The organism is Staphylococcus chromogenes (assembly GCF_029024625.1).
Taxonomy (GTDB): Bacteria; Bacillota; Bacilli; order Staphylococcales; family Staphylococcaceae; genus Staphylococcus; species Staphylococcus chromogenes.
In genome coordinates, this window is the sequence record NZ_CP118953.1 from 85,131 (window position 1) to 110,322 (window position 25,192).

Genomic DNA, 25,192 nt, shown 5'->3' on the forward strand with positions numbered 1-25,192 from the left:
GTATGTGATAAGAATGAGGTGATACGACGGTCATTAAATCTGACTTATTTCCACCAATTTGAAACAAAGGCAGACGCAATATTTTTCAGTGCAGAAGCTGTGTCGGCAGTCGCAATGACATTTTTAACTGTAGTCGGATGTTTGTAAAAGGCGTGTAAGACTTTCCCTGTGTTAATGCCTTCTGTGAAGAAATTACGCGCGTGTAATAAGGCATTGTAAGCGACATTGTCATTTGGACGCACTTTTAACGGTCTAATGTGAGAGCTAGCGTCGTCACCTAATGTTGTTAATACAAATTTATCAATCGTATTTTTATATTTGAAATATGTGCTCACGTAATATTTTGTGTTTTCATATTTTGTTTTATAGCCATTGAACGTATTAGCAATTTTGTTATAGCTTTCGCTAAAGAAATTTTTCACCGATTGGTAATAGCTTGTTGATGCTTTTTCAGATTGGACTGAAGGCGTCACTTTTGGCGCTTGTGCAACATGAGCTGTCGATGTTTTCACGGCTGATGTCGCGCTTTGTGTTTGACCGTTAGTGGCAGACGTTTCGTTTTTCACTGGAATCGGTGGGAAATAAGATAATAATTTTTCAAGATCTGCTTTACTGATTCTGTTGACTTTGTAGAGCTCTCTTAAATCATTTAGTAATCTTTCACCAGACAAGTTATTGTCAGGGAAAAGGGTACTCAATTGTACAGTTTTGTTTTGGTTCACGCCAATCGGTGGGAACCATTTAAGTAAACTTTCTAGGTCGGCGTTAGAGATTTGTTTAGTGTCACGTAAATGTCTTAAATGACTAAAGATTTCTTCATTTGAAAGGTCTTTATAAGGGAATAACGGTGCCAACTTGACTGAGGGTGTCTCCGCTTTCGCAGTTTGGGCCACCGGAATAGGTTTAAATGTATCTATGATTTTATGAAGCTCCTCATCGACTAAAGTATTGTCTCTATTTAAATTTGTTAAGTACTCATGATGCTTTTGTTGATGCTCTAATTTAATGTTATGGTTTGGATAAACAAACTTTTCAAACTCTGCTTCAGTTGCAGTGTTATATTGATTTTGGCTTGGTAAGTGATGTTTTTGTTGATATTTTGGTGTATGTTGGTTAAGTTGAAGTGGTTTTGATTGTGTGAAATTTAGGAAATCCGCTTCAGAAGCTGTATTTCCACTATTACCACTTGGGACACGGTTGGATTCTATCCAAATTTGTTGACTGTGATCTGGGTTTTCAATCAATTGCCCAATGTAACGTTCACGGTCTTGAGATGATAGTTTTGGATTGTGAATGATTTCAAAATAAGCATTACGTTGTGCTAAACGACGGTCTGGATTGTTGCTGTCTTTTGTGGATTCTGAAAATACATTTTGTGCTGTCGTTTCATGATTCGGATTTTGACGTAATTGTTTAATATAACGTTGACGTTGTGAATCCGTAATGCCATTGATATGTAATGTGTGGTAAAACGCACGTTGCGCATCAGAGACGTTTTGACTGTCAAATGTCGCTTGCGCTCTTTGCGTTTGTTGAACAGGTGTTTGTTGTGTTTGTTGAACAGGTGATTGTGTTGGTGTTTCTTCAGATGCTTTTGCTTCTCCATTCGCAACCATTGTTGCAAGTGTAATTGTTGCTGCTCCCATTAATAATCTAGAAATGTTCTGTTTTTTCATAATGATGTCCTCTCAATCTATAATTAATAATTGTTCAAGCAATTAGAATTTTAGCACGCGAATATAAGAAAAAGAATTAACCCTCGCTTAAATAAGGGAGGGGAAAACATTAATTAACATTAAGGAAAGTTTATATCCATGATTTACGCACAAGGATGCGCCAGTACAATGAAAAACACTCCTCCATCATCGGAGAAGTGTGACAAAATTTTATCTTTCGAGAGGGAAAGTCTCTCAAATAGAGAGATTAGTTTTTGTGATAGAGTGCTTTGAAAATCTTATTTTGATATTTACGTTTAATGATAAAATAAAGTGCCATTGAAAAGTAAATGAAGCTACAATACATGGCAATTTTATAATAAGAGATAAACGTAAATTGATAGAGATAAATGACTGTACTCCAGGTGATGATGAGCGCAATTAAAAAAGGTAAGAATCTTTATAATTATCACAAAGGACGACTTCATAAGTATATTTCGTGAGATAAGATTGAATTAAATGTGCTAACTGTGCATCATCTTCAATCATAAAAATTTTATAAGCCGTTCAAAGACCTCCTTTAAAATATAAATTTAGAAAAAATAAATAATGAAAATAAGAGATGTAGGTTAACTCAACAATTAATTTTATTTAAATGATGTATTTTAAACTTATTGTTTTCCAAATTATACTATATGATTATAATATAGTCCATTTGGTTTTAAACATAGGGCTTAATACCGATTTGAAATGAAAATATTTAATGGAGGAATCGTATGAAGTGGATTAAAGTGCTTTGTTTAGTGATTATTGGCTTTTTAATTATGGCGCTCGGTCAAGCTGTAGCGTCTATTTGGGATGTCTTTATACCCTATTACGGGATTGGTGCGTTGCTCTTCGGAATAACATACATACTCGTCTCATTATGGATGATAAGACTTATTATTAAGAAAGTATTTAAAGAAGATTTGGTAGATTATCGTATCACCCCTTTTAAATGGAATAAAACTGCATTTTTGATTGCGCTCGCATTACCCATAGGCATTTATGCGGTGTATATTTTATTTGTGCCAGGGGAATGGATTACACATTTGAATGGTTCGAATAGTGAGTTATTGAACCAATTAAGCTGGAGCATTTTTGTCAATGCAATGGGCGCGGCAGTGGTTGAAGAATGTATATGCAGAGGCCTACTGATGGGATATATTGAAAAGCAATGGAATATACAAATTGCTATTATGATGACTTCGGTATTTTTTGCCTCGATTCATTTGTTGAATGGCGTCTCGGATTTTTACGATGTGTTACTTTTATTAATGAGTGGGAGTCTAGTAGGTTTCATGTTTGGATTGTTAGTTTACGTTTTTAAAACAATATGGGCGAGTATAATCGTTCATTTCTTTTGGAATTTATTCCAAGTGATACAATTCTCGACTAATCCACATGAAGCGGCACCCTTAATCTATCTTATGAAATTGCAGGTGCGGTGGATTACTGGGGGCGATTATGGCATTGAAACGTCCGTCATCTCTATTTTGGGGTATCTTATGGTGATTATGATACTCATGTTTTATTATTTCAAACAACGTGAGCAACGCATCCACTAAGTAGTCGTAAAGGTATTTTATGCTTCGTTCCGATATAATAATGACGTAAATGAAGAATAGAGGTGGATATGTGAAAAAACGAATAATCGGACTATCAATCTTACTAGTCGCCGTCTTAATTATTGCCGTTATTGCGGTGAGTCTATTTCAAAAGCGTGCCCATTGGGAGGAACAAAACAAAAAGCAATATGTTCAAGCGCCCACACCGACACTCTTTTTACATGGGTATGGGGGAACCAAAAATTCGATGAAATATTTAATCAACCAAGCTGAAGCGCGAGGCGTCACAAAAGATATTGTGGTGGCTCATGTTTCGAGAGATGGGGATGTCACGTTTGATGGAAAAATCTCAAAAGGGGCGACAAATCCCATTGTTCAAATTGTGTTAGATGACAATACACAAGGAGATTTAAATGAAAATGCGTTGTGGATTCGACAAGTTTTAGAAAAACTGCAACACGATTATCATGTAAAGCAGTTCAATTTCGTAGCCCATTCGATGGGGAATGTCTCTTTTGCGCAATATATGGTCGAGTATGGTAGGGACACCTCTTTACCCCAATTGAAAAAAGAGGTAAATCTTGCTGGGACATTTAACGGCGTCCTTGGAATGAATGAGGAGGTCAACGAGATTCAAGTTGATCGTAACGGAAAACCAAGTGATATGAATCCACCCTACCAAGAATTTATGCAGTTGAAATCTATTTATAAAGATAAAAATATTGATGTTTTGAATATGTATGGTGATTTGTTAGATGGGACACATTCAGATGGACGTGTGTCTAACAGTTCTTCAAAATCTTTAAAATATTTGCTTGGGGATAGCCCAAAAAGTTATCAAGAAGTGAAATATGAAGGCAAAGAAGCCCAACATAGTGCACTTCATGAGAATGAAGAAGTGGCCCAACAAATGATTCGCTTTTTGTGGGAGAAATAATAATCACCTTTTATTCAAAGAATTGAACTCTGGTAAATTATCGTTGTGATGACTTATCAGAGTATTTTTATTTAATAAAATAATACTTAGAGGACGCATAATAAATAGATTTTCAAAATTTGATAATAAAATAATATAAAAAATTTACGTAATAGTATCATATTATTTGTAACTTTAATGTAATATAAAGGTGTAATTTAACTATTTATGGGAGATGATAAAATGTATAAGGTTGCAAAAGTATTTTTAGCTACAAGTATTTTAATCACAGGAGTATCTTTTACTGCATTGCCAACGGAATCTAATGTCGCTCAAGCTGCTGTTACACCGTACTATACTTACAATGGTTACGCAGGATACAATGCGAAATTTGTCACTGACAAAACTTTTATTAATGCATTGAGATACAACAACATTACAATGAACAACGTGAAAGTCGACGCTAAAATTAGAAAATTCGAAGCAAGTAACGATTATTTCTTCAAGAAAAAATATGATCAAGTCATTGAATACATTAATCACAAACCAACTGCAATTACATTTTCAGTAACGAACAAATCCTTAAAATTATCTGATGTGAAAAAAGCTTATGCGAAATATCAAATGTCTTCAGATAAGGTTCATCGTGCAATCATTTACAATGTGAATGGTCAACAAATCAGTTTTGTTTATAACGGTAATGATGTCACAAGTGTGATTATCGGTCGTTATCATTCATAGTCAAAAGAAGAAGCCATCGACAAGAGCGTCGATGGCTTTATTTTTTGATAAAAATCCAACTGAAAGTTAATTAAAACAGATGTTTTATTCTAAGGCGTGGTTATAAATCTTGCCCATTTGAATTAATGACATCGCGATACCAATAGAATGATTTTTTTCTAGTGCGCTTAAGGGTCCCCTTACCGTCATTATCTCGGTCGACGTGAATGAGGCCGTAACGTTTTTTCATTTCACCGGTTGTAAAAGAGACACAATCGATGATGCCCCACGGGGTGTAACCTAACACATCAACGCCATCCATATCGACAGCTTCAACAATGGCTTGGATGTGTTGACGCAAATAATTAATGCGATAATCGTCATTAATCTGGCCGTTATCATCCATTTCATCCACAGCACCTAAGCCATTTTCAACGACAAATAAAGGGATTTGGTAGCGATTAAATAAAGTATTTAAAGTATAACGCAAGCCTATAGGATCAATCGCCCAGCCCCAACTGCTTTTTTCAAGATAAGGATTAGGTACAGAATTTAGCAAGTCACCGAAAACTTCATGTTCATTAGAAGTTAGGGTTTTGTGATGTTGAACGGTTGTAGACATATAATAACTAAAGCCGATAAAGTCTACAGTCCCTTCTGCCAATATTTCTTCGTCACCTTCAAGGATGCCGATATGATATTGCTTATGTTCAAACATTTTTTGAGCGTAATTTGGATAATAACCTCTCACTTGAACATCAGGGAAGAAGAAGCGCAATCGGTTATTGATTTCAGCTTCCATCATATCTTTAGGATGACAAGAATAAGGATAGATAGGCACATGAGAAATCATATTACCAATTTTGAAATTTGGATTAATCGATTTTCCCACTTTTACCGCAAGTGCGCTCGCAATCAATTGGTGATGTGCGACTTGATACATCACTTCCTCTGGGTTTTCGTCCTCCTGAAGTAATACACCAGCATTGGTCCAAAGATAAATAGGATGGCGTGTCTCCATTTGATTATTAATTTCATTAAAAGTCATCCAATACGTCACTTTATGTTGATATCTTTCAAAAACGACTTTCGCAAATTTAACAAAGTGATGAACCACTTCACGACTTCTAAAACCTCCATATTCCTGAGCCAAATGGAGAGGCATTTCAAAATGTGAGAGCGTGATGACTGGTTCGATGTGATGTTTCAGAAGTTCATCAATCACCGCATCATAAAATTGAAGCCCTTCTTCATTAGGTTCCTCTTCATCGCCATTCGGAAAAATACGTGTCCATGCGATAGAAGTACGAAGACATTTGAGATGCATGTTTGCAAAAAGTGCGATGTCTTCTTTATAGTGATGATAAAAATCAATGGCCTCGTGATTAGGATAATAAAGATGGGGGTGAATCTCTTTTGTGATTTGACGCGGAGTCTCATGAGTTCCTGACGTCATAACATCGATTACACTTAATCCTTTTCCACCTTCACGATAGCCCCCTTCAAATTGATTGGCAGCGAGGGCACCGCCCCATAAAAAGTCTTTGGGTAATTTGGACATAAAAGTCACCCTTTCATAATCTGAACTCATAATTTCTAATTAATCATATACATTATAATTGTACCGGTACAATTTGTAAATTCGGGTAGTATTATTTTTAAGGGGAAAGTCAGTGATATAATAAGAGATAACTCAATAAAAGTGAGGCACTGAAAATGTTAAAGTATGAAGAAGTTGCGCTTAAAATAAGAACATTATTAGAAAATGGAATATATAAAACAGGTGAGCGCTTACCAAGTTTAGAACAATTGAAAGCGGACTATCATGTTAGCAAAAGTACAGTGATAAAAGCGCTCGAAATATTAGAAAAAGAAGGATATATTTATCAATCTCGTGGAAGTGGCATATTTGTCAGAAGTCCGAAAAGATCAGGATATATTAATTTATTTACGAGTAATGGCTTTACAGATGATTTAAAAGATCATCGAATTTCAAGCCGTGTCATTGAAGTGTGTGAAATCAAGACACCAAATACCGAATTACAACAACGACTTCATTTAACAAAACAAGAAACAGTCTATTATGTTCAGCGTGTACGTTATATAGATGAGAAAGTTTTATGTATTGAAAAGTCTTATTTTCGCCGTAAGCTCATCCCTTATATGAGTGAAGATATTGCCAAAGGCTCTATATTTCAATATATAGAAGACAATTTGAAGATAAATATTGGTTATTCAGATATTTATTTTCAGATTAGTACACTCAATCAGGAGGAAGCCCTCTTACTTAATCAAACGGATGGCGCACCGACATTACGTTATGAACAAGTCTTTTATACACAAACGGGCGTGCCGTTTGACTACAGTCAAATTGTGTTTGAACAATCAAGCGCAAAGTTTTACATACCGTCGATTAAATAACGATAACATTAAAATAATAATCTCTTTATATGGAGAGATAGCAGAAACCTACATTTTGATTATTTACTGTTTTTCGATAAATAGATTGCTATAATTTTATTGAAAAACGATAAAAGTGAGTGATTGAAATGAACAAAAAAATGTTGGTCTTGATATTATTGTATGTATTGGTCATGTTTTTAACGGTTTTAACATCTATTCTTTCTATATGGGAATACTATAAACTGATAGGGGAGCCATTCTTTGAAGTTCAATGGAATTATCAAGTTTATGCTTTATTGTTTGTTCTTCAATTATGCTTATTCATTCTTATAGGTATATTGACATTAAGACTGTTTTTAAAAGTGTATAAAAACTTTGAATTTATTGATAAGCATTACTATTCTATTGTGGGGGTTGCTCTAGCACTGTTTATTTATGGTGTTTTACCAAATTTTATTTCCTTTACTACAATCAGTGGAAAATACGTGGAAGTTTTAAACAGTCATCAAATGACGAATACACTTGTGCTAGTGATGGGCATCGCTATGTTTGTTTTATCTGTCATTTATGAAAAGTCTCAGAAAATCAAAAAAGAAAATGAGCTAACGATTTGAGGTAAACGTGATGATAAAAATTAAACTAGACGAAGTGCTTAAAGACAAAAATGTATCATTAACCGAGCTGTCAGAAGCGGTAGACATCACGATTGCCAACTTATCAATTTTAAAAACCGGTAAAGCAAAAGTGATTCGTTTTAGTACGCTTGAAGCCATTTGTAATTATTTGGAGTGCCAACCGGGGGATATTATTGTTAATGAAAAGAATTGAAGGAAATTTTATACTAGCCGTCTCTATTTTATAAAATGAGTGATTATACTTATCCCTTGAAATTGTAAATGATTATTTCAAGGGATATTTATTTTGAGCTACATTTAATTTTAAATCTTTCTTAATTCACGCGCTTTTTTAGTCCTATCCCTTTATACTTAATTCAAGCGTTGCATTTACGTTTTTGTATATGAAAGTGTTAATTCGTTACGAAATATATTGAATCAAAAAGATTTAATTTTCTATTGTGATGAAAAGACGTTTCGTGTATAATCCGTAATTATTACGATTTATAATTAAGGTTTTTAATTTTATAAAAAGAGGGCTGATTAATATTAAAGAAAGAATTATGAGCTTAGACGTGATGCGAGGCATCAGTTTAATGGGAATCTTATTTATGAATGCGTTAGGAGTGCATTATTTCACTGTATTTGATGCACCGTTCCAGGTTTACAAAGATTCGTGGAGTCAGTTTTTATATAAGCTGAATTTAGTATTTATCCAAAATTCGTTCTATCCAATTTTTGCTTTTTTATTTGGCGTGGGTTTGGCGATTATGTTTACTAATATGACGAAAAAAGGGATGAAACCTGGCATAGTCTTGTATCGTCGTGTCCTTGCGATGCTAGGGTTTGGGCTTATTCACGGCTATTTCTTATATAATGGTGATATTTTACACACGTATGCTACCCTTGGATTAGTTGTTATACTATTTTTATTTGTACATCATCGCTATGCGTTGATGGTCTCTATAGGCTTATTACTCTTGAATTTCTTACTGTACGTGTCATCACTATTCAATGAGCAGGCGACGAAGTTAATTCCATTCAATCGTAATCCACACACAACAGAAATTTTGCAAAGTGGGCACATTTTGGAGATTATTAAGTGGAATATGAATGAATTTAACCATGTTAACACGGTGCTGAGTCTCGGTAATTTCTTTGCAGGTATTTTAACTGTTTTTCCTTTTATTATGCTAGGTACGTGGGCCTATCGTTTCGGGTTATTTGATAAAATGCGTCGTCACTTGAAGGTTATTTCGGTGATCAGTGTGATGGCCTTAGTTATTGGTATTTTCATTAAAATGCAATCATTTGAAGTGATTGGCTCTGCAATTGCTCCACAAATTGTATTTGTCGGTGGTACGTTTATGGCTATTGGGTATTTCTGCCTCGTGACATTATTGTGTCAGTTTCCAAAATCAGCAAAAGCGTTAAATCCTATGGTGGCTGTTGGTAAATTAGGATTCACAGTGTATATTACGCAAAGTGTCATTTTGTTCTTTGCATTTTACATTTTAAGATTGTACGGTACGATGACGATAAGTCAGGTTTATCTTCTTATTATCGGTGTGATTATACTTCAAATTGTCGCTTGTAATATATATATGAAATTTTATAAGATGGGACCACTGGAATGGTTATGGCGTAAAATCACATATTTAAAATAAATACAAAAAAGAAAGTGGGATGCACATGAAAAAGCATTATTTATTTTTAGCGCTTTATATGTTTGTCATGGGTTTAGGTTTGATTGTAACGAAACACGTATTCAATACGTCATATGAATCAGAACACTTTGGACAAACCTTTTTGCCGTTCATGACAATACTCGCCGTTATGTCTGTCATTTATGGATTACGCAATAAATCAACATTAGCATTAGCGCCTACCAAAAAGCATGGATGGTTGTTCATTTTACCATTTATTACAATTACGCTACTTTGGATTTTGACAATGGTGGATAATGCCAATGCGGGTCTGATGTTTATTTTGGCAATGATTGATGCAATCTTGATTGGTATTGCAGAAGAAGTTGCATTTAGAGGCATTATTTTGGGTGGATTGGCACAACGCATAAAACCCCTCTATGCTGTATTGTTATCCGCTATTTTATTTGCTGCATTACACCTATTAAATGTTCTTGGTGGTGTGACGTTGAGCGATGTCTTGAACCAAATGCTATCAACATTCTTGATGGGTATCTTTTTAGGTGCTGTGTACATCTATACACGAAATATTTTTTATCCAATCTTTTTCCATTTTGCTTGGGATTATGTTTTCTTAAATAACGGATTAGGTGCTGTATCCTTTGCGCCAATGTTATTTATTGGCACAGTAGTGTTAGAAGTTCTTGTTATTGTTTGGATTCTATGGAAAATGAGACATGTTCAAACACTTGAGCCGAAAAGTGACGTGACAGCTATCAAACAATAAATACAAAAAATTGTTCATTACACTAACAATGAAGGCTTCAAGATTCTTTTGAATTTTGAAGCCTTTTTTAAATTATCTCAAATCATCACATAGCCATATCTAATGATACGTATGTGAAAGAAAACGTTTTTAATAAGTGCTATTTTATAAATCGTGGATGTTATGAAAACATGTATGCCATTTGGAACATCTTATTGTATGATAAAGGAAGGAAGAGTATATGTAATGGAGGTCATGTCGTGACACAATCACAACCAAAGTTTCTAAACATTTATAATACATTGTACGAAGAGATACAAATGGGGAAATTTCCAGGGGGACAAGCTTTGCCAACAGAAAAAGCACTCTGTGAACGATTTGGTGTGAGCCGTATGACGCTACGTCAGGCGATAAAAATTTTAGTGGAAGATGGTGTGATCGAAAGTATTCGCGGAAAAGGACACATCGTCATTCCGAAAATAAAAGGCCATCATGCGTCCAGTGTGACATTACTCCAACATCCATTGCATCAAATGTCACGTCATGCGATGACGCTAGAGTCTTTAAATTATCGTGTGGATCTAGAAAGTGAGTACACTAATCATCTATTTCCAGATCATCCTTCTGCAGTGATTGCGATGGAACGGTATTATTTTCAAGAAGGGAATACGACAACTAAAGCTGATGCCCTTTGTTTTACGTTCATTCCGCTCAATGTGATTGATACATTTCAAGTAAAGACACAAAGTGAGCGCCAAATGAAAACTTTTGTTGAAGAAACGGTGTATGCAAGTGCGTACCAATCGGATTTAAAATATTCCATCACGAAAGCACCGATGTTTAAAAATCATCAACATGTTTTCGAAGGGGGCCCTGCTTGTTGGCTCGTTGTGGAGTCTATTTATGGCAATCATGCCAGTCCCATTTTAGTGAACAAATGGTATTTACCGCAAGATCATTTTGAAATTATCGTGTCACGTGTCCGTGATGAGTACTAAATTAGACAACTTTAAATAAATTAGACAAATATTATGGTAAAAGAAGTGTTGCTGAACCTTAAGCAAGACTTCTTTTTTGTTTGCAATGACTGGATGATTAAGCCATATATGGAAGAAATGGTGTAACAGTGATGTTCTTAAAGTTGTCATATTTTAAATATTGAAAGCGCTATCTTTATATTGTAAAATATATGCGGTTAGACAATTAGACAAATTAATAGACAAATTAACTGGGGGTTTTTAAGATGAAAGCAACACCACATATTAAGCCGATGAACGATGTAGAGATTGCCGAGACAGTCTTATTACCAGGAGACCCATTACGTGCGAAGTTTATCGCAGAAACGTATTTAGAAGATGTTAAACAGTTTAATACTGTCCGTAATATGTTTGGCTATACAGGGACTTATCAAGGGAAAAAAGTGTCCGTGATGGGTTCAGGTATGGGAATTCCTAGTATTGGGATTTACTCATACGAACTGATTCACACGTTTGGATGTAAAAAATTAATTCGTGTCGGTTCTTGTGGCGCGATGCAAGAGGACATTAATTTGTACGATGTCATCATTGCACAAGGAGCTTCTACAGATTCCAACTACGTAAATCAATATCAATTGCCAGGCCATTTTTCACCGATTGCTTCTTATAACTTATTAGAAAAAGCGGTCAATACAGCACGTGAAAAAGGGACAACGTATCATGTCGGTAACATTTTATCGAGTGATATTTTCTACAATGCAGATGAAACAGCGTCTCAACGTTGGATGCGCATGGGCATTTTAGGAGTAGAAATGGAATCTGCCGCATTGTACATGAATGCGACATATGCTGGGGTTGAAGCTTTAGGTATTTTTACAGTGAGTGACCATTTGATTCGTGAAGAATTCACTACACCAGAAGAAAGAGAACGTGCTTTTACAGACATGATTGAAATCGCACTTTCTTTAGCTTAAGGGGGAACAAAGATGGATTATGTCAAAGTCAAAAGAGCCGTACCGATTCTATTATTTTTATTCGTTTTCAGTTTAGTCATTGATAACTCATTTAAGTTGATTTCGGTCGCGATTGCTGATGATTTAAATATTTCTGTCACAACAGTGAGTTGGCAAGCAACTCTTGCAGGCTTAGTGATTGGGATTGGGGCTGTAGTTTATGCCTCTTTATCCGATGCCATCAGCATTCGTACATTATTTATTTATGGGGTTTGTTTAATTATCATCGGTTCGATTATCGGTTACGTCTTCCAACATCAGTTTGCGTTTGTGCTTGCAGGCCGTATTATTCAAACAGCGGGACTTGCCGCAGCGGAAACGTTATATGTCATTTACGTCGCAAAATATTTATCGAAAGATGACCAAAAAACATATCTCGGTTTAAGTACGAGTAGTTATTCCTTATCTTTAGTTATCGGAACTTTATCAGGAGGCTTTATCTCTACCTATTTACACTGGACAAATATGTTTTTAATCGCATTAATTGTCGTATTCACATTGCCATTCTTATTCAAACTATTACCTAAAGAAAATTCGGTGAACAAAGCGCATTTAGACTTTATTGGATTGGTACTCATCGCAACAATTGCGACAACAGTGATGCTATTTATTACGAATTTTAATTGGTTATATATGGTTGGCGCGTTAATTGCGATTGCGGTATTTGCGTTTTACATTAAAAATGCGAAACACCCGCTCGTGGATAAATCATTTTTCCAAAACAAACGGTATGCTTCATTTTTATTTATCGTATTTGTGATGTATGCGATTCAACTGGGCTATATTTTCACATTCCCATTTATTATGCAACAGATTTATCACTTTGAACTTGATACAACATCATTATTGCTTATACCAGGCTATCTTGTGGCGGTCGTGACAGGGGCATTGAGTGGTAAAATTGGTAATTACTTATCATCAAAACAAGCCACGATTACGGCGATTACCTTAATTGCGTTAAGTTTAATCTTGCCGGCATTTACAGTCGGTCAACATGTATCTATCTTCGTCATTTCAATGATTTTCTTTGCGGGTAGCTTTGCATTAATGTATGCGCCATTGTTAAACGAAACGATTCGTACGATTGATGTCAATATGACCGGCGTTGCGATTGGTTTTTACAATCTTATTATCAACGTTGCAGTGTCCGTGGGAATTGCGATTGCAGCCGCATTGATTGACTACCAAGCATTGAATTTCCCAGGAAATACAGCACTTGAGTCTCATTTCGGTATTATTTTACTCATCCTCGGTCTGATGAGTATTGTCGGACTCGTCTTATTTATCGTCTTAAATCGTTGGACAAAATCAGAAGTAAATAAAGAAATTTAAGGAGCATTCAAAATGAATTTTGAAAAATATATTGATCACACATTATTAAAACCTGAATCGACACGCGACCAAATCGATCGCATTATCGAAGAAGCGAAAACGTATCATTTTAAATCCATTTGTATTAACCCAACACACGTGGCTTATGCCCACGACAAATTAGCGGACTCAGACGTCCTCGTTTGTACCGTGATTGGGTTCCCCCTTGGCGCATCGACGAAAGAAGTCAAAGCGTTCGAAACGAAAAACGCCATTGAGAATGGGGCTGATGAAATCGATATGGTCATTAACATTGGCGCCTTGAAAGACGGGCGTTACGACGACGTTCAAGCCGACATTGCTGCGGTAGTGGAAGCGGCCCAAGGGAAAACAGTCAAAGTGATTATCGAAACAGTCTTATTAACAGACGAAGAAAAAGTGAAAGCGTGTCAATTAGCCCAAGCGGCGAACGCGACTTTCGTGAAAACCTCCACAGGCTTTGCCGGAGGCGGCGCGACTGTAGAAGACGTCAAATTAATGAAAGAAACCGTTGGCGACACGATGGAAGTGAAAGCGTCAGGCGGCGTGCGCAATTTAGACGACTTTAAAGCGATGGTCGATGCAGGCGCGACACGTATTGGCGCGAGTGCCGGTGTTCAAATTATGCAAGGGTTAGAGGCGGATTCAGATTACTAATTTTAGCTTGAGACAGAACAAGAGGAGGGGTTACAATGGCAACATTTAACCGTGTACATTTAATCGTCATGGACTCAGTCGGTATCGGAGAAGCGCCCGATGCTGCTAAATTTGGCGATGAAGGATCTCATACATTACGTCATACGTTACAAGACTTTGATCAAGCGTTACCGAACTTACAAAAACTAGGCTTAGGCAATATTGATGACTTACCGGTCATCGACCGCGTGGACCATCCACAAGCGTACTATCACAAATTGAGTGAGGCCTCTGTCGGTAAAGATACGATGACGGGGCATTGGGAAATAATGGGTCTCAATATTATGCAGCCGTTTAAAGTGTATCCGAACGGTTTCCCAGAGGAACTCATTCAAGAAATCGAAAAGATGACGGGACGTAAAGTCGTGGCGAACCGTCCAGCGTCAGGCACACAAATCATCGACGAGTGGGGCGAGCACCAAATGAAAACAGGGGACTTGATTGTTTATACGTCTGCCGACCCTGTGCTTCAAATCGCCGCACACGAAGACATCATTCCGTTAGAAGAACTCTACGATATTTGTGAAAAAGTGCGTGAACTCACGAAAGATCCAAAATACTTAATCGGACGTATTATCGCACGTCCTTATGTTGGTGAGCCTGGCAACTTTACCCGCACAAGCAACCGTCATGACTATGCGTTAAAACCGTTCGGTCAAACAGTCATGAACGCCTTAAAAGACGACGGTTACGATGTCATTGCGATTGGTAAAATCAACGACATTTATGACGGAGAAGGGGTCACAGAAGCGATTCGTACGAAAAGCAATATGGACGGCATGGATCAGTTGAACCACGTCGTGCAAAAAGACTTTAACGGGTTAAGCTTCTTAAACTTAGTTGACTTTGACGCCCTTTACGGTCACCGTCGAGACAAACCGGGCTATGCCCAAGCGATTAAAGACTTTGATGAACGCTTGCCAGAGCTATTAGGAAACTTGCGAGAAGACGATTTACTCATCATTACCGCAGACCACGGCAACGACCCAACGGCAGAAGGTACAGACCATACACGCGAATACATTCCAGTGTTATGGTATAGCCCGAAATTCCAAGAGGGCGGCGAACTGAAAGGCGATACGACCTTCAGTTCTATTGGGACAACCATCGCAGACAACTTTGGCGTGAAAGCACCAGAATTTGGCCACAGTTATTTAAATGAATTAAAATAAAACGACGCATACACGAGGTAAGAAACGTGACTTCTTACTTCGTGTATTTTATATTGTAAAAAACGGGTATAGAGGACTATTCAACTGCGAAGACAAACAGAGAGACAATAAGCCCAAAACAGGATGGAAAAGGGTGGAATCGAGGTTACGTATGTGAAAAAATTTAAAATTTGGGGCATTTTATTAATTGTAAGTGTATGTTTCATCGTCGGTGGATTCATATTTTTTGAAGAAAATGGGAAAAGCTATGAAAAAGCACATGCCCATTACATCAATAGCCCGACACCTACGTTATTTTTACATGGCACAAGTGGTACACTCAATTCCTTTCATTACCTCATACAACAAGCTGAAGACCGCGGCGTCACACAAGATGTTCTTATCGCCCATGTTTCAAGCGAAGGCGACGTGACTTTTGAAGGGGACCTATCGAAGGATGCCGATAATCCTATCGTACAAATCGAACTCGAAGATAATGACAATATGGATTTAAATGCCAACGCCAAATGGATTAAAAATGTGTTAACCGAACTACAAGCCCAATATCACATTAAAGATTTTAACTTTGTTGGGCATTCAATGGGAAATACTTCATTCGCACAATATATGATAAATTACGGTAAAGATAAAACATTACCCCATTTAAAAAAACAAGTGAGCATTGCAGGAACATATAACGGCGTACTTGGTCAGAACGAAGACGTTAACGAAATCACCGTCGATAAAAACGGAAAACCGAGTCGCATGATTCCGCCTTACCAAGGGTTTCGAAAATTAAAAGACGTGTATCAAGGTCAAAACATTGAAGTCTTAAATATTTATGGCGATCTTTTAGACGGAACCAATTCTGATAGACTCGTCTCAGAAAGTTCCGCCAAATCATTAAAATATCTCCTCGGTAACAGCCCAAAAAGTTATAAAGAACTCAGATATGAAGGCGAAAACGCAGAACATAGCGCCCTTCACGATAACCAGGACGTCGCTAATGATATTCTTCCATATTTGTGGGGGAAACAACGAAACACCCATGCTCAAAATGCACAGAGCGTGGGTGTTTATGATTCTGAAGTTAAAGCCTCAATCACTTGAACCATATCTTCATGAATGACCAAATCAGATTGTTGGTCGTAAGGCGTCGCATCTCGATTAATAATGACTAAGCGACCGTGATTAAAATTGCCTACAAGTCCTGCAGCGGGTTGGACAACAAGTGAAGACCCTAACACGATGAGCGTATCAGCTTCATTAATTAACTGCATCGCATAAATGAGCGTGCCTTGGTCTAACATTTCACCGTATAACACGATATCAGGTCGAATGACGCCGCCACACTGTTCACAGCGATGTAACTGATGTTCTAAAACATAGGATTTAGTATATTGTGTCTCGCATTCTGTACAATAAAAACGATTTAACGTTCCATGTAACTCCGCCACATGTTGACTCCCCGCATCCGAATGAAGCCCGTCTATATTTTGAGTAATTACCCCTAAAGCACGCCCTTCAGCCTCAAGTTGCGCGATCCATTGGTGCACCGCATTCGGCGCTTTATCCGCAAACAATAAATATTGATAACAAAAGTCGATAAACCCTTGAGGATCCTCATGTAAATAATCCGCACTTAACATGTATTCAGGCGCATACCCTTGATTGGCAATCTTGTCATTTAAGCCACCTACTGAGCGAAAATCCGGAATACCACTCGCCACAGAAATACCTGCTCCTGTAAAAAAGACAATTTTGTTAGATTGGTTAATAATATCTTTCAACTGTTCAATTTGATCAGTCATTATTCTTACCACCTCAAAAAGTTTGTTTTAATACTCCTATTGTAAAAGTCAAAAGAAAGAGAGGCAAATGAGAAAGGGATTGATTTGAGAAGAAATCGAAAACTGCATTTATAAATATAGGTTTTTCAGTATAATATAAAAGTATTAGTATTAAGTGGAGGTTTTTTCATGGGTGAGATGTTAAATAAATCATGGGTACCGTTTTATGAGTCATTTGCAAAAGAATTATTAAAATTTAAAGATAACCGCGATGGTTTGATTGATTTGGTAAAAAAAGTTTATCAAGAAATAAATCTTAAAATGCCAACTTTAGATAAAAATAATAATGTGACAGATATTGACCCTTTCACAATTTATGGGTTATTCAATAAATCCTCTCAAAAAGAAGAGAATAGAATTAAAATAATCAAAGCGTTCGCAAAGATACTAAATATAGATGTCACAATGCCTCAATCATTCGATAGTGTCCCCCGCCTCAATAATGTGAACGCATTATTTTATAATTTTGAGGGTGATCGTGGTGAAAATGATATTGACGAACTGTGGTCATTTTTTGAGACAGTACTTCAATTTATTGAAAATAAGAATGACTATACTAGGGAGAATTTTAAAAAATATTTCGATATGGTGATGAAGAAAAAAGGGATTCACAACAGTAAGCTTACAAGTGCACTTTACTGGATATCGCCTAAAAACTTTGTGAGTATTGATAACCTAAATGTAAATTTCATTTTAGAATCAGAATATATTCCAGATGAAATTAAAGGAATATTTAAAAAAAGAAGTGTTAAAATCAGTGGTGAATCTTATTTGTATGTTGTGAACCAATTGCAAAAATATTTACAACATACCTCTGACATGCACGATTTTATAGATTTTAGTTACAAAGCATGGGAATATTCAAAACATAAGGTAGAGTCAAATGTAACGGAGGAACGAGGAGAAACTATTTATAGTGTTGACTCGAAAACTACTTGTCAATCATATACTAAAGAAGATTTTCTAAAAGAAGTATTTATAAATGAAACGGATTACCAGCGTTTGGTACAGCTTATTACAATAAAAAAGAATGTTATTTTACAAGGACCTCCAGGCGTCGGAAAGACATATGCTGCTAAACGTTTAGCCTTTTCAATGATGGGTGAATTGGATGAAAACCGTGTGAAAATGATTCAATTCCATCAAAGTTATTCATACGAGGATTTTATTATGGGTTATCGTCCAACGGCTAACGGGTTTGAATTAAGAGAAGGATCTTTTTACAAATTTTGTAAACAAGCTGAAGCAGACAGTGAGCATGATTATTTCTTTATTATTGACGAAATAAATCGTGGGAATTTAAGTAAAATTTTCGGTGAATTATTTATGTTAATCGAAAATGATAAACGTGGCACTCAACTCGAATTATTATACTCAGACAAACTTTTTTCTGTACCTAAAAATGTTTATATTATCGGTATGATGAATACAGCGGATAGAAGTTTAGCAATATTAGACTATGCACTACGACGTCGTTTTGCATTTTTTGAGATGACTCCTTCTTTTGAGATGGAAGGTTTCAAAAGATATCAATCTGAATTCTCTAGTTCGAAATTTGATGCATTAATTGAATGTATCCGTATGTTAAACAAAGAAATTACTAATGATGAATCTTTAGGCGCGGGATTTAATATTGGACATAGCTATTTTTGTAATTTAAGTCATGTAAATGAAACTATTTTATCAAATATTATTGAATATGAAATCATTCCTTTATTGAACGAATACTGGTTTGATGAACCGGAAAATGTTCATTTCTGGAGTCAAAAATTAAGGGATACGCTTCATGATTAAAATAAAAAACTTTTATTATATGTTATCTTATGCGTTTACTGTATTGAATCAAAAGGGGTATCGTCAAATATCAAAAGAGAACTTTAATCATATAGGAGACTTATATGCATCTATATTAATTAAGGGAGTTTCTAATCAATTAAAACGTGGATTACATCAAGAATTTAAAGAACGTAATGAAACGATTTCTATTCTCAGAGGTAAAGTTAATATCTCTGATTCAATTAGGAGTTTGAGCTTTTTAGATAAAAAGTTGAACTGTACTTACGATGCGTTAACCGAAAACATATATTTTAATGAAATTCTTAAAACAACATTATTAGTATTGGTAAAGCTAGACATTACTAAAGAAAGACAAAAAAAGATTAAAAAATTACTTATACATTTTAATCAAGTGGATTGTTTGAACCCCCAGAATATAAATTGGAACTTTCGTTATTCAAGGAGTAATCAAACATATCAAATGTTAATGGGTATTTGTGAATTAATTATAAAAAGTTCGTTACATTCCTTTAAAGATAAACAACAAAAAATTATGGATTTCGAAGATGAACAACAGATGGCGAAACTTTATGAAAAGTTTATATTGGAATATTATAAGAAAACATTTCCTCAAATTAAAGTGAACTCATCACATATTCCTTGGTATACAGATGATGGAATGACATCAATGCTACCTACGATGAAAAGTGACATTATGCTCTCATACAAGGATAAGTATTTAATCATAGATGCTAAATATTATACTAAAACGATACAAAATTATTACGACACTCCTAAAGTTCATTCGGCAAATATGTACCAAATATTTACGTGTGTTAAAAATTATCAAATGAGTGTAGCAAATCCATCCTCTCAAGTAACAGGTATGTTGTTATATGCAAAAACGGATGAAAAGATATTACCTAATGCTACTTTTCTCTTAGGAGGTAATGCAATAAGTGTGAAAACGCTCGATTTAAACTGTGAATTTGAAGATATAGAAAAGGAATTAAAGAAACACGTTTTTGAGTACTTTGATATAGAATAATTTAATCGCAAATAACAATGCTAAATATGCTACTATATATTAAAGATATACTGACAGAGGGGTGCAACCATGAATTCATCACAATCGATTTTATCTTGCTACAAACTTTACTGGACACGTGCGTTTGATGTCAAAGGGCGCGCTACGCGTAAAGAGTTTTGGCATCCATTTTGGATTAACATTATCCTTCACGCAATCGTGATACTACTCACGACAGAAGTCGGGGGCGATATTCTTTCCTTGATTCTCGTTATTCCGACGTTTTCTGTGATGGCGCGTCGTTTGCACGATATTAATCATTCGATGTATTTATCTATCGTGCTTAACGGAGCGTCAGTCCTTTATTTAATTGGGACGTATGCGTTACGTCCGTTCAATGAACTAGATAATCCTGAGTCGACGTTCTTAATGACTTTATTTATTATTTTCTTTATCGTGACGTTTATTTTGCTGATTATGGGCGTTTATTCCCTCGTGTTGATGTGCCTCAAAGGTGATTTGAAGCCGAATCGCTATGGTGCAGGTGGGACAAATGCCTTGCATGAATCGGTAAGTATACCAGAATAACCGTTGAAAAAAGTTGCCCAATGGCCAGGTCGCCGTTGGGCTTTTTGAGGTCCTTTTAAAAGCAGTGTCAGCGAGGACTTAATGTTTTTTAATTTTAATTAATCCTCGTTTAATGGGCGCGAGTGTTGGAACATGCTAATCTGTATTTAACAATAATATGAAAAATAAATAGTTAGGAGTGCAACTATGAATCAACCCCAAAGTATTTTAACGTGTTATCAATTGTTTTGGACACGCCTTTTCGATTTTAAAGGCCGATCGACAAGAAAAGAATTTTGGCATCCGCTTTGGATGAATGCGGTCATCATGGTGTTATTATCTTTCATCATTTCTGAACGTGCGAGTTATATTTTCAGTTTTTTAATCTTTATTCCGAATTTAACGGTGATGACGAGACGTTTACATGATGTCAATCGTTCGATGTTTCTTGCGATTGTGTTTAACTTGAGCAGTTATATTACGCTCGTATTATTTTTCCTACTGCTATTAGTGCCTACAGGTGTCGTGACGCACCCATTCGGTGAAAGTCTGTTAGTGATTACCGTATTTACTGGGGGGATTGCGCTTGTCTTCTTATTATTTTATACGTTATTTGCGATGATCATGAAAGGCAACAGCGAACCAAACCATTATGGCGATGGAGGCACAGCCGCATTAACACAAACTTCAAAAACAATAGAGACCTAACCCTTACTGCCTAAGTGTTTGAAAGACGAGACACTTAGGCTTTTATGCATTTATAGCGATTATTCTATTATTGATAGGGTAAGAGTAAGATAATCTATGTATTGACTTTAGACCCAAATGAGTAAGACGCACGTCTGCTCATTTTTTCTGAATCAAGGCGAACATACTCTATTACCCAGGAAATATAAGTCAGCTAGGAGGTTCAGCGGATGAATTTAGGTGTGATTTTAAATCGTGTTTTTCGTATTCAGTCGAATCCATTGCTTCAATATGTTGAAGACCATTTGGAGGCGATTCAACAGCTTTATGTGATTGTGCCCATCGAGGAAATGTTTGATGCGTCTGAGGTTAAACAGAAAGATTATCAAGACGTCGTCAGGGGTTTTATAGCACAACTTCATGCTTACGGTATCACGCCGTATATCGTTAACTATGAAGACTTAGGAGCACTCGCAGAGGAATTGGCTTTAAGCCATGTGCTTATGGCGAGTGATACGATGAGTTATCACCATGCGAACTATGACTTTCCACATGTGAAGCGGGCCTTTCAAAAGCATAAGATCCAAACCATCGGTGTGCGGGCCAACCATTATTTCAATCCGAAAAGTACTTTGAATCGACAAGGCGAGCCATACAAAGTTTTTACAAGTTTTTATAAAGCAAACCGTCCGCATATTCATGACAGACGTGTGACGCGTTATGATATAGAAAGCATTCGAAAAGTTGCAGCGACGGGAGAGAATAGAACAGACTTTTCATTTAACAATGCACAAGATATGGAAGCAGCTGCACGCAAGCATTGGGGGTCCTTTTTACAAGAAGATATGACACAGTATCAAACCTTAACAGATGACATTACAATCGCTTATGTGAGTGGAATGAGTCGTTATTTGGCCTATGGTTTGATGGACATACATGAAGTGTTGCGTGATGTGCTAGAAGGGATTGAAATGGAACCCACACCGTATGAAGCGTATTTACGTGAGCTGATGTTTAGAGAATTTTATTATGTCTTGATGGTGGCCTATCCTGAAACAGCGACACAATCCTTTATAGAAAAATACCGTGAGTTACCTTGGTCGCATCATCAAGCATCATTTGAAGCGTGGAAGCAAGGAGAAACGGGGTACCCCATCATTGATGCCGCAATGAAACGACTGCAACGGACAGGCCAGATGCACAATCGGTTACGCATGGTGGTTGCACAATTTTTGACGAAGCATCTCTTTATCGACTGGACTTGGGGAGAAATGTATTTTAAAGAACAACTGGTAGATTACGATAATGCCTCTAACGTTCATGGTTGGCAATGGTCGGCCTCTACAGGAACGGATGCGGTCCCGTATTTTCGAATGTTCAATCCGATACGTCAAAGTGAACGGTTTGATGCAAAAGGGGAGCTCATTAAATCAGAGCTACCGTTATTTGAAAATGTACCCGTAAAATATCTTCATGATCCGACTAAAAACCGTCAAGTGCTTCAAGAGCATTACAATATTGTGATAGGACGAGACTATCCGGAAACGATTGTAGATCATAAGGCGAGTCGTGCGTATGTGATGGCCGTTTTTAAAGGAGAACACGACATTTAATACTTAAGCGTCAACTTTAAACACATATGAGGGGGTACAAAAGCATGGGGTGACCCATGCTTTTAAACATTGCTTTATTTTAATTGAGGAGACATAAATCGCTTTCCCTCAGACATCATGAACCACGGACTGAGGAGATTTTCTAGGGTCTTTATTTATTATATTTTTTCAATATGCCCTTGAATCACAATTCCCTCACCTCGATGCTTTGAGCCTTCGTTACGTACGACTTGATGTTGGTCTAACGCATGGATATATACAGGGAGTGTCGCAAGGATGGCTTTAATTTCACTCACGTCATACAACATGTCGATATCTTTTGGCCCACCTGTACCCATTTGAAGTTGATCTTTGGCGTAAAATTCAAAATAACTATGACCATGTGGTACGAGGGAGGACACAAGGTTGGTAAACATCATCGCTTTCTCTTCGCTTGGGACATGGCCAAAAATATTAATACTGTAATCATACGTATCTTTTGGAACCGCATCCTCTGCGGTAATGTCTCCGAGATGCGCCTCAATCTCTACGCCTTTCTCACTGGCTAATCGTTGTTGTTTAGCAATTCCTTTTTCTGAAGTGTCATACGTCGTGACGTCATAGCCTAAATCAGCTAAATAAACGGCATTACGCCCTTCACCTTCCGCAAATAAGACGACTTTTTCATGCTGGTTTGTCGGTCGGTTAAAAATGGATTGAAGATAGGCATTGGCTTCTTTGCCGTAAAAATAATCCTCTGTTTGATATTTTTCATCCCAATGGTTCATATGAAGCGCCCCCTTTTATAATCATATTAATGATATACCCTAAATTAAGTGAATAATTGCACTCGTAAAAGGGTAAATAATGAATATTAATTAATATAAATTAAATTATGAATCTATAGACAATAATTAGAAAATCAGATTGAGTGATATAAAAGGAGTGAGTTAGGTGACAAAACAACATAAAATTATCATTATCGGTGGAGGTTCAGCCGGCATCATGGTAGCTTCAAGACTGCTTAATCAACGTCAAGATTTAAAAGGACACATTACCCTCATTGATCCAGCTGAATACCATTACTATCAGCCACTATGGACACTCGTGGGGGGAGGCGTGGCTAAATTAGAAGCGACACGTAAGAAAATGAGAAAAGTTATACCTAAAGGTGCAAATTGGATACAAGAAGCTGTAAAAGCGATTCAACCTGATGAACAAACCGTGACTTTACACAATGGTGACGTCTTGCCATATGATGGACTCGTTGTATGTCCTGGATTACAACTAAACTGGGATGGGGTAAAAGGATTGAAAGAAACAATGGGTCAAAATGGAGTATGTTCCAATTATTCGCCTGAATATGTAAACGAAACATGGCGCCAAATTGCTAACTTTAAGAGAGGGACAGCTATTTTTACCCACCCTAACACCCCGATTAAGTGCGGGGGCGCCCCAATGAAAATCATGTATTTGGCTGAAGATTATTTCAGAAAACAGGGCATACGAAATGAAACTGAAGTCATGTTTGAAACGGCAAAAAATGTTCTATTTGATGTAGAAAAATATTCAAAAGAATTGGAGAAAATTGTTGAAAAACGAGGAATACACGTCGATTATCAGACTCACTTAGTCGAAGTGGATGGTGCAAAGCAACTTGCAACGTTTGAGGAGATTAATACAGGTAAACGAAAAACAGTACATTTCGATTTGTTACATGTGACACCGCCGATGGGGCCTCTACCCTTTCTTAAAAACAGTGGATTAACGGATGAAGCGGGTTGGATTGATGTTAATCCATCGACATTACAACATACACAATTTAAAAATGTCTTTGCATTAGGAGATGCTTCAAATGCGCCAACGTCTAAAACAGGTGCAGCGATTAGAAAACAAGCCCCCGTAGTCGCGTCCAATTTACTTCAAGCGATGCAAGGGAAAATGTTAACACATCATTATGATGGTTATACGTCTTGTCCAATTGTGACGGGGTACGATCAACTTATTTTAGCAGAATTTGATTACAATCATGAAACGAAAGAAACGATGCCTTTTAACCAAGCCAAACCGCGACGTAGTATGTATATATTAAAAAAAGACGTATTGCCACGGATGTATTGGTATGGCATGTTGAAAGGACGTTTATAGCATATTAACAAATAAAGAGCGAGGTGCTGTC

General features: G+C 36.6%; 24 protein-coding genes. 20 read left to right on the forward strand and 4 right to left on the reverse strand.

The genetic code is table 11. The annotated features are described in order from the left end of the window. Positions 1 to 44 precede the first annotated feature (44 nt). A complete protein-coding gene (locus tag PYW36_RS00415) occupies positions 45 to 1,676 on the reverse strand; it encodes a B domain-containing protein (RefSeq protein ID WP_103159606.1) in 1,632 nt (543 codons plus the stop codon). A 755-nt stretch (positions 1,677 to 2,431) separates the two neighbouring features. Here PYW36_RS00415 and PYW36_RS00420 point away from each other — a divergent pair. The 3 genes from PYW36_RS00420 to isaB all read left to right on the forward strand — a co-directional run bounded on the left by PYW36_RS00420 (position 2,432) and on the right by isaB (position 4,919). After that, positions 2,432 to 3,262, forward strand: a complete 831-nt coding sequence (locus PYW36_RS00420; RefSeq protein ID WP_103159605.1) for a CPBP family intramembrane glutamic endopeptidase — start codon at positions 2,432 to 2,434, stop codon at positions 3,260 to 3,262. A gap of 49 nt (positions 3,263 to 3,311) precedes the next feature. Then, the gene (locus PYW36_RS00425; protein ID WP_103159604.1) at positions 3,312 to 4,199 is read left to right on the forward strand and encodes an alpha/beta hydrolase; all 888 of its coding nucleotides are present in this window, start codon (positions 3,312 to 3,314) and stop codon (positions 4,197 to 4,199) included. Positions 4,200 to 4,421: 222 nt separating this feature from the next. After that, complete coding sequence (isaB, locus tag PYW36_RS00430; protein ID WP_103159643.1) at positions 4,422 to 4,919, forward strand: immunodominant staphylococcal antigen IsaB family protein; 498 nt, start codon at positions 4,422 to 4,424, stop codon at positions 4,917 to 4,919. Positions 4,920 to 5,019: 100 nt separating this feature from the next. Here isaB and PYW36_RS00435 read toward each other — a convergent pair whose 3' ends face one another. After that, positions 5,020 to 6,459, reverse strand: a complete 1,440-nt coding sequence (locus tag PYW36_RS00435) for a 6-phospho-beta-glucosidase (protein WP_103159642.1) — start codon at positions 6,457 to 6,459, stop codon at positions 5,020 to 5,022. A gap of 155 nt (positions 6,460 to 6,614) precedes the next feature. On the opposite strand from PYW36_RS00435, the gene PYW36_RS00440 reads away from it, so the two are divergent. The 11 genes from PYW36_RS00440 (at position 6,615) to PYW36_RS00490 (ending at position 16,624) form a co-directional block, all read left to right on the forward strand. After that, on the forward strand, positions 6,615 to 7,319 hold the full coding sequence (locus tag PYW36_RS00440; protein ID WP_103159641.1) for a GntR family transcriptional regulator: 705 nt from the start codon (positions 6,615 to 6,617) through the stop codon (positions 7,317 to 7,319). A gap of 128 nt (positions 7,320 to 7,447) precedes the next feature. Continuing rightward, positions 7,448 to 7,915 (forward strand): hypothetical protein, encoded by a 468-nt coding sequence (locus PYW36_RS00445; protein WP_229717307.1) that lies wholly within the window; start codon positions 7,448 to 7,450, stop codon positions 7,913 to 7,915. 10 nt (positions 7,916 to 7,925) lie between these two features. Then, positions 7,926 to 8,129, forward strand: coding sequence for a helix-turn-helix domain-containing protein (locus PYW36_RS00450; RefSeq protein WP_172458454.1), 204 nt, complete (start codon positions 7,926 to 7,928; stop codon positions 8,127 to 8,129). A gap of 349 nt (positions 8,130 to 8,478) precedes the next feature. Next, a complete protein-coding gene (locus PYW36_RS00455; protein WP_103159639.1) occupies positions 8,479 to 9,582 on the forward strand; it encodes a DUF418 domain-containing protein in 1,104 nt (367 codons plus the stop codon). Between the two features lie 25 nt (positions 9,583 to 9,607). Continuing rightward, the gene (locus tag PYW36_RS00460) at positions 9,608 to 10,348 is read left to right on the forward strand and encodes a CPBP family intramembrane glutamic endopeptidase (RefSeq protein WP_169301499.1); all 741 of its coding nucleotides are present in this window, start codon (positions 9,608 to 9,610) and stop codon (positions 10,346 to 10,348) included. 239 nt (positions 10,349 to 10,587) lie between these two features. Next, complete coding sequence (locus tag PYW36_RS00465; RefSeq protein ID WP_107364088.1) at positions 10,588 to 11,325, forward strand: GntR family transcriptional regulator; 738 nt, start codon at positions 10,588 to 10,590, stop codon at positions 11,323 to 11,325. Between the two features lie 245 nt (positions 11,326 to 11,570). Then, positions 11,571 to 12,278: a purine-nucleoside phosphorylase gene (deoD, locus tag PYW36_RS00470; protein ID WP_103159636.1), complete on the forward strand. Its 708-nt coding sequence runs from the start codon at positions 11,571 to 11,573 to the stop codon at positions 12,276 to 12,278. A 12-nt stretch (positions 12,279 to 12,290) separates the two neighbouring features. Next, positions 12,291 to 13,649, forward strand: coding sequence for an MFS transporter (locus tag PYW36_RS00475; RefSeq protein ID WP_103159635.1), 1,359 nt, complete (start codon positions 12,291 to 12,293; stop codon positions 13,647 to 13,649). Between the two features lie 12 nt (positions 13,650 to 13,661). Beyond that, on the forward strand, positions 13,662 to 14,324 hold the full coding sequence (deoC, locus tag PYW36_RS00480) for a deoxyribose-phosphate aldolase (RefSeq protein WP_037577151.1): 663 nt from the start codon (positions 13,662 to 13,664) through the stop codon (positions 14,322 to 14,324). A gap of 35 nt (positions 14,325 to 14,359) precedes the next feature. Then, a complete protein-coding gene (gene deoB, locus PYW36_RS00485; RefSeq protein WP_037576764.1) occupies positions 14,360 to 15,535 on the forward strand; it encodes a phosphopentomutase in 1,176 nt (391 codons plus the stop codon). Positions 15,536 to 15,688: 153 nt separating this feature from the next. Then, positions 15,689 to 16,624, forward strand: coding sequence for an alpha/beta hydrolase (locus tag PYW36_RS00490; protein ID WP_371874992.1), 936 nt, complete (start codon positions 15,689 to 15,691; stop codon positions 16,622 to 16,624). Here PYW36_RS00490 and PYW36_RS00495 read toward each other — a convergent pair. Further along, a complete protein-coding gene (locus PYW36_RS00495) occupies positions 16,591 to 17,325 on the reverse strand; it encodes an NAD-dependent protein deacylase (protein ID WP_103159140.1) in 735 nt (244 codons plus the stop codon). The two genes, PYW36_RS00490 and PYW36_RS00495, sit on opposite strands and share 34 nt — an antisense overlap. Positions 17,326 to 17,493: 168 nt before the next feature. Here PYW36_RS00495 and PYW36_RS00500 point away from each other — a divergent pair, with 168 nt between their 5' ends. The 5 genes from PYW36_RS00500 to PYW36_RS00520 all read left to right on the forward strand — a co-directional run bounded on the left by PYW36_RS00500 (position 17,494) and on the right by PYW36_RS00520 (position 23,034). Then, complete coding sequence (locus tag PYW36_RS00500; protein WP_103159141.1) at positions 17,494 to 19,158, forward strand: AAA family ATPase; 1,665 nt, start codon at positions 17,494 to 17,496, stop codon at positions 19,156 to 19,158. Beyond that, positions 19,151 to 20,188 (forward strand): 5-methylcytosine-specific restriction endonuclease system specificity protein McrC, encoded by a 1,038-nt coding sequence (gene mcrC / locus PYW36_RS00505; RefSeq protein WP_103159142.1) that lies wholly within the window; start codon positions 19,151 to 19,153, stop codon positions 20,186 to 20,188. The genes PYW36_RS00500 and mcrC overlap by 8 nt, the downstream gene beginning before the upstream one ends. 69 nt (positions 20,189 to 20,257) lie before the next feature. After that, positions 20,258 to 20,755 carry a DUF805 domain-containing protein gene (locus PYW36_RS00510; protein WP_037576752.1) on the forward strand — a complete coding sequence of 166 codons (498 nt, stop codon included), beginning with the start codon at positions 20,258 to 20,260 and terminating at the stop codon, positions 20,753 to 20,755. 186 nt (positions 20,756 to 20,941) lie between these two features. Then, positions 20,942 to 21,442: a DUF805 domain-containing protein gene (locus PYW36_RS00515; RefSeq protein ID WP_051605017.1), complete on the forward strand. Its 501-nt coding sequence runs from the start codon at positions 20,942 to 20,944 to the stop codon at positions 21,440 to 21,442. A gap of 209 nt (positions 21,443 to 21,651) precedes the next feature. Then, positions 21,652 to 23,034: a cryptochrome/photolyase family protein gene (locus tag PYW36_RS00520; RefSeq protein ID WP_103159143.1), complete on the forward strand. Its 1,383-nt coding sequence runs from the start codon at positions 21,652 to 21,654 to the stop codon at positions 23,032 to 23,034. Positions 23,035 to 23,192: 158 nt separating this feature from the next. On the opposite strand, the gene PYW36_RS00525 is transcribed toward PYW36_RS00520, so the two are convergent. Then, on the reverse strand, positions 23,193 to 23,801 hold the full coding sequence (locus tag PYW36_RS00525) for a class I SAM-dependent methyltransferase (RefSeq protein ID WP_103159144.1): 609 nt from the start codon (positions 23,799 to 23,801) through the stop codon (positions 23,193 to 23,195). 166 nt (positions 23,802 to 23,967) lie between these two features. On the opposite strand from PYW36_RS00525, the gene PYW36_RS00530 reads away from it, so the two are divergent. After that, positions 23,968 to 25,161 carry an NAD(P)/FAD-dependent oxidoreductase gene (locus tag PYW36_RS00530; protein WP_103159145.1) on the forward strand — a complete coding sequence of 398 codons (1,194 nt, stop codon included), beginning with the start codon at positions 23,968 to 23,970 and terminating at the stop codon, positions 25,159 to 25,161. Positions 25,162 to 25,192: the final 31 nt, after the last annotated feature.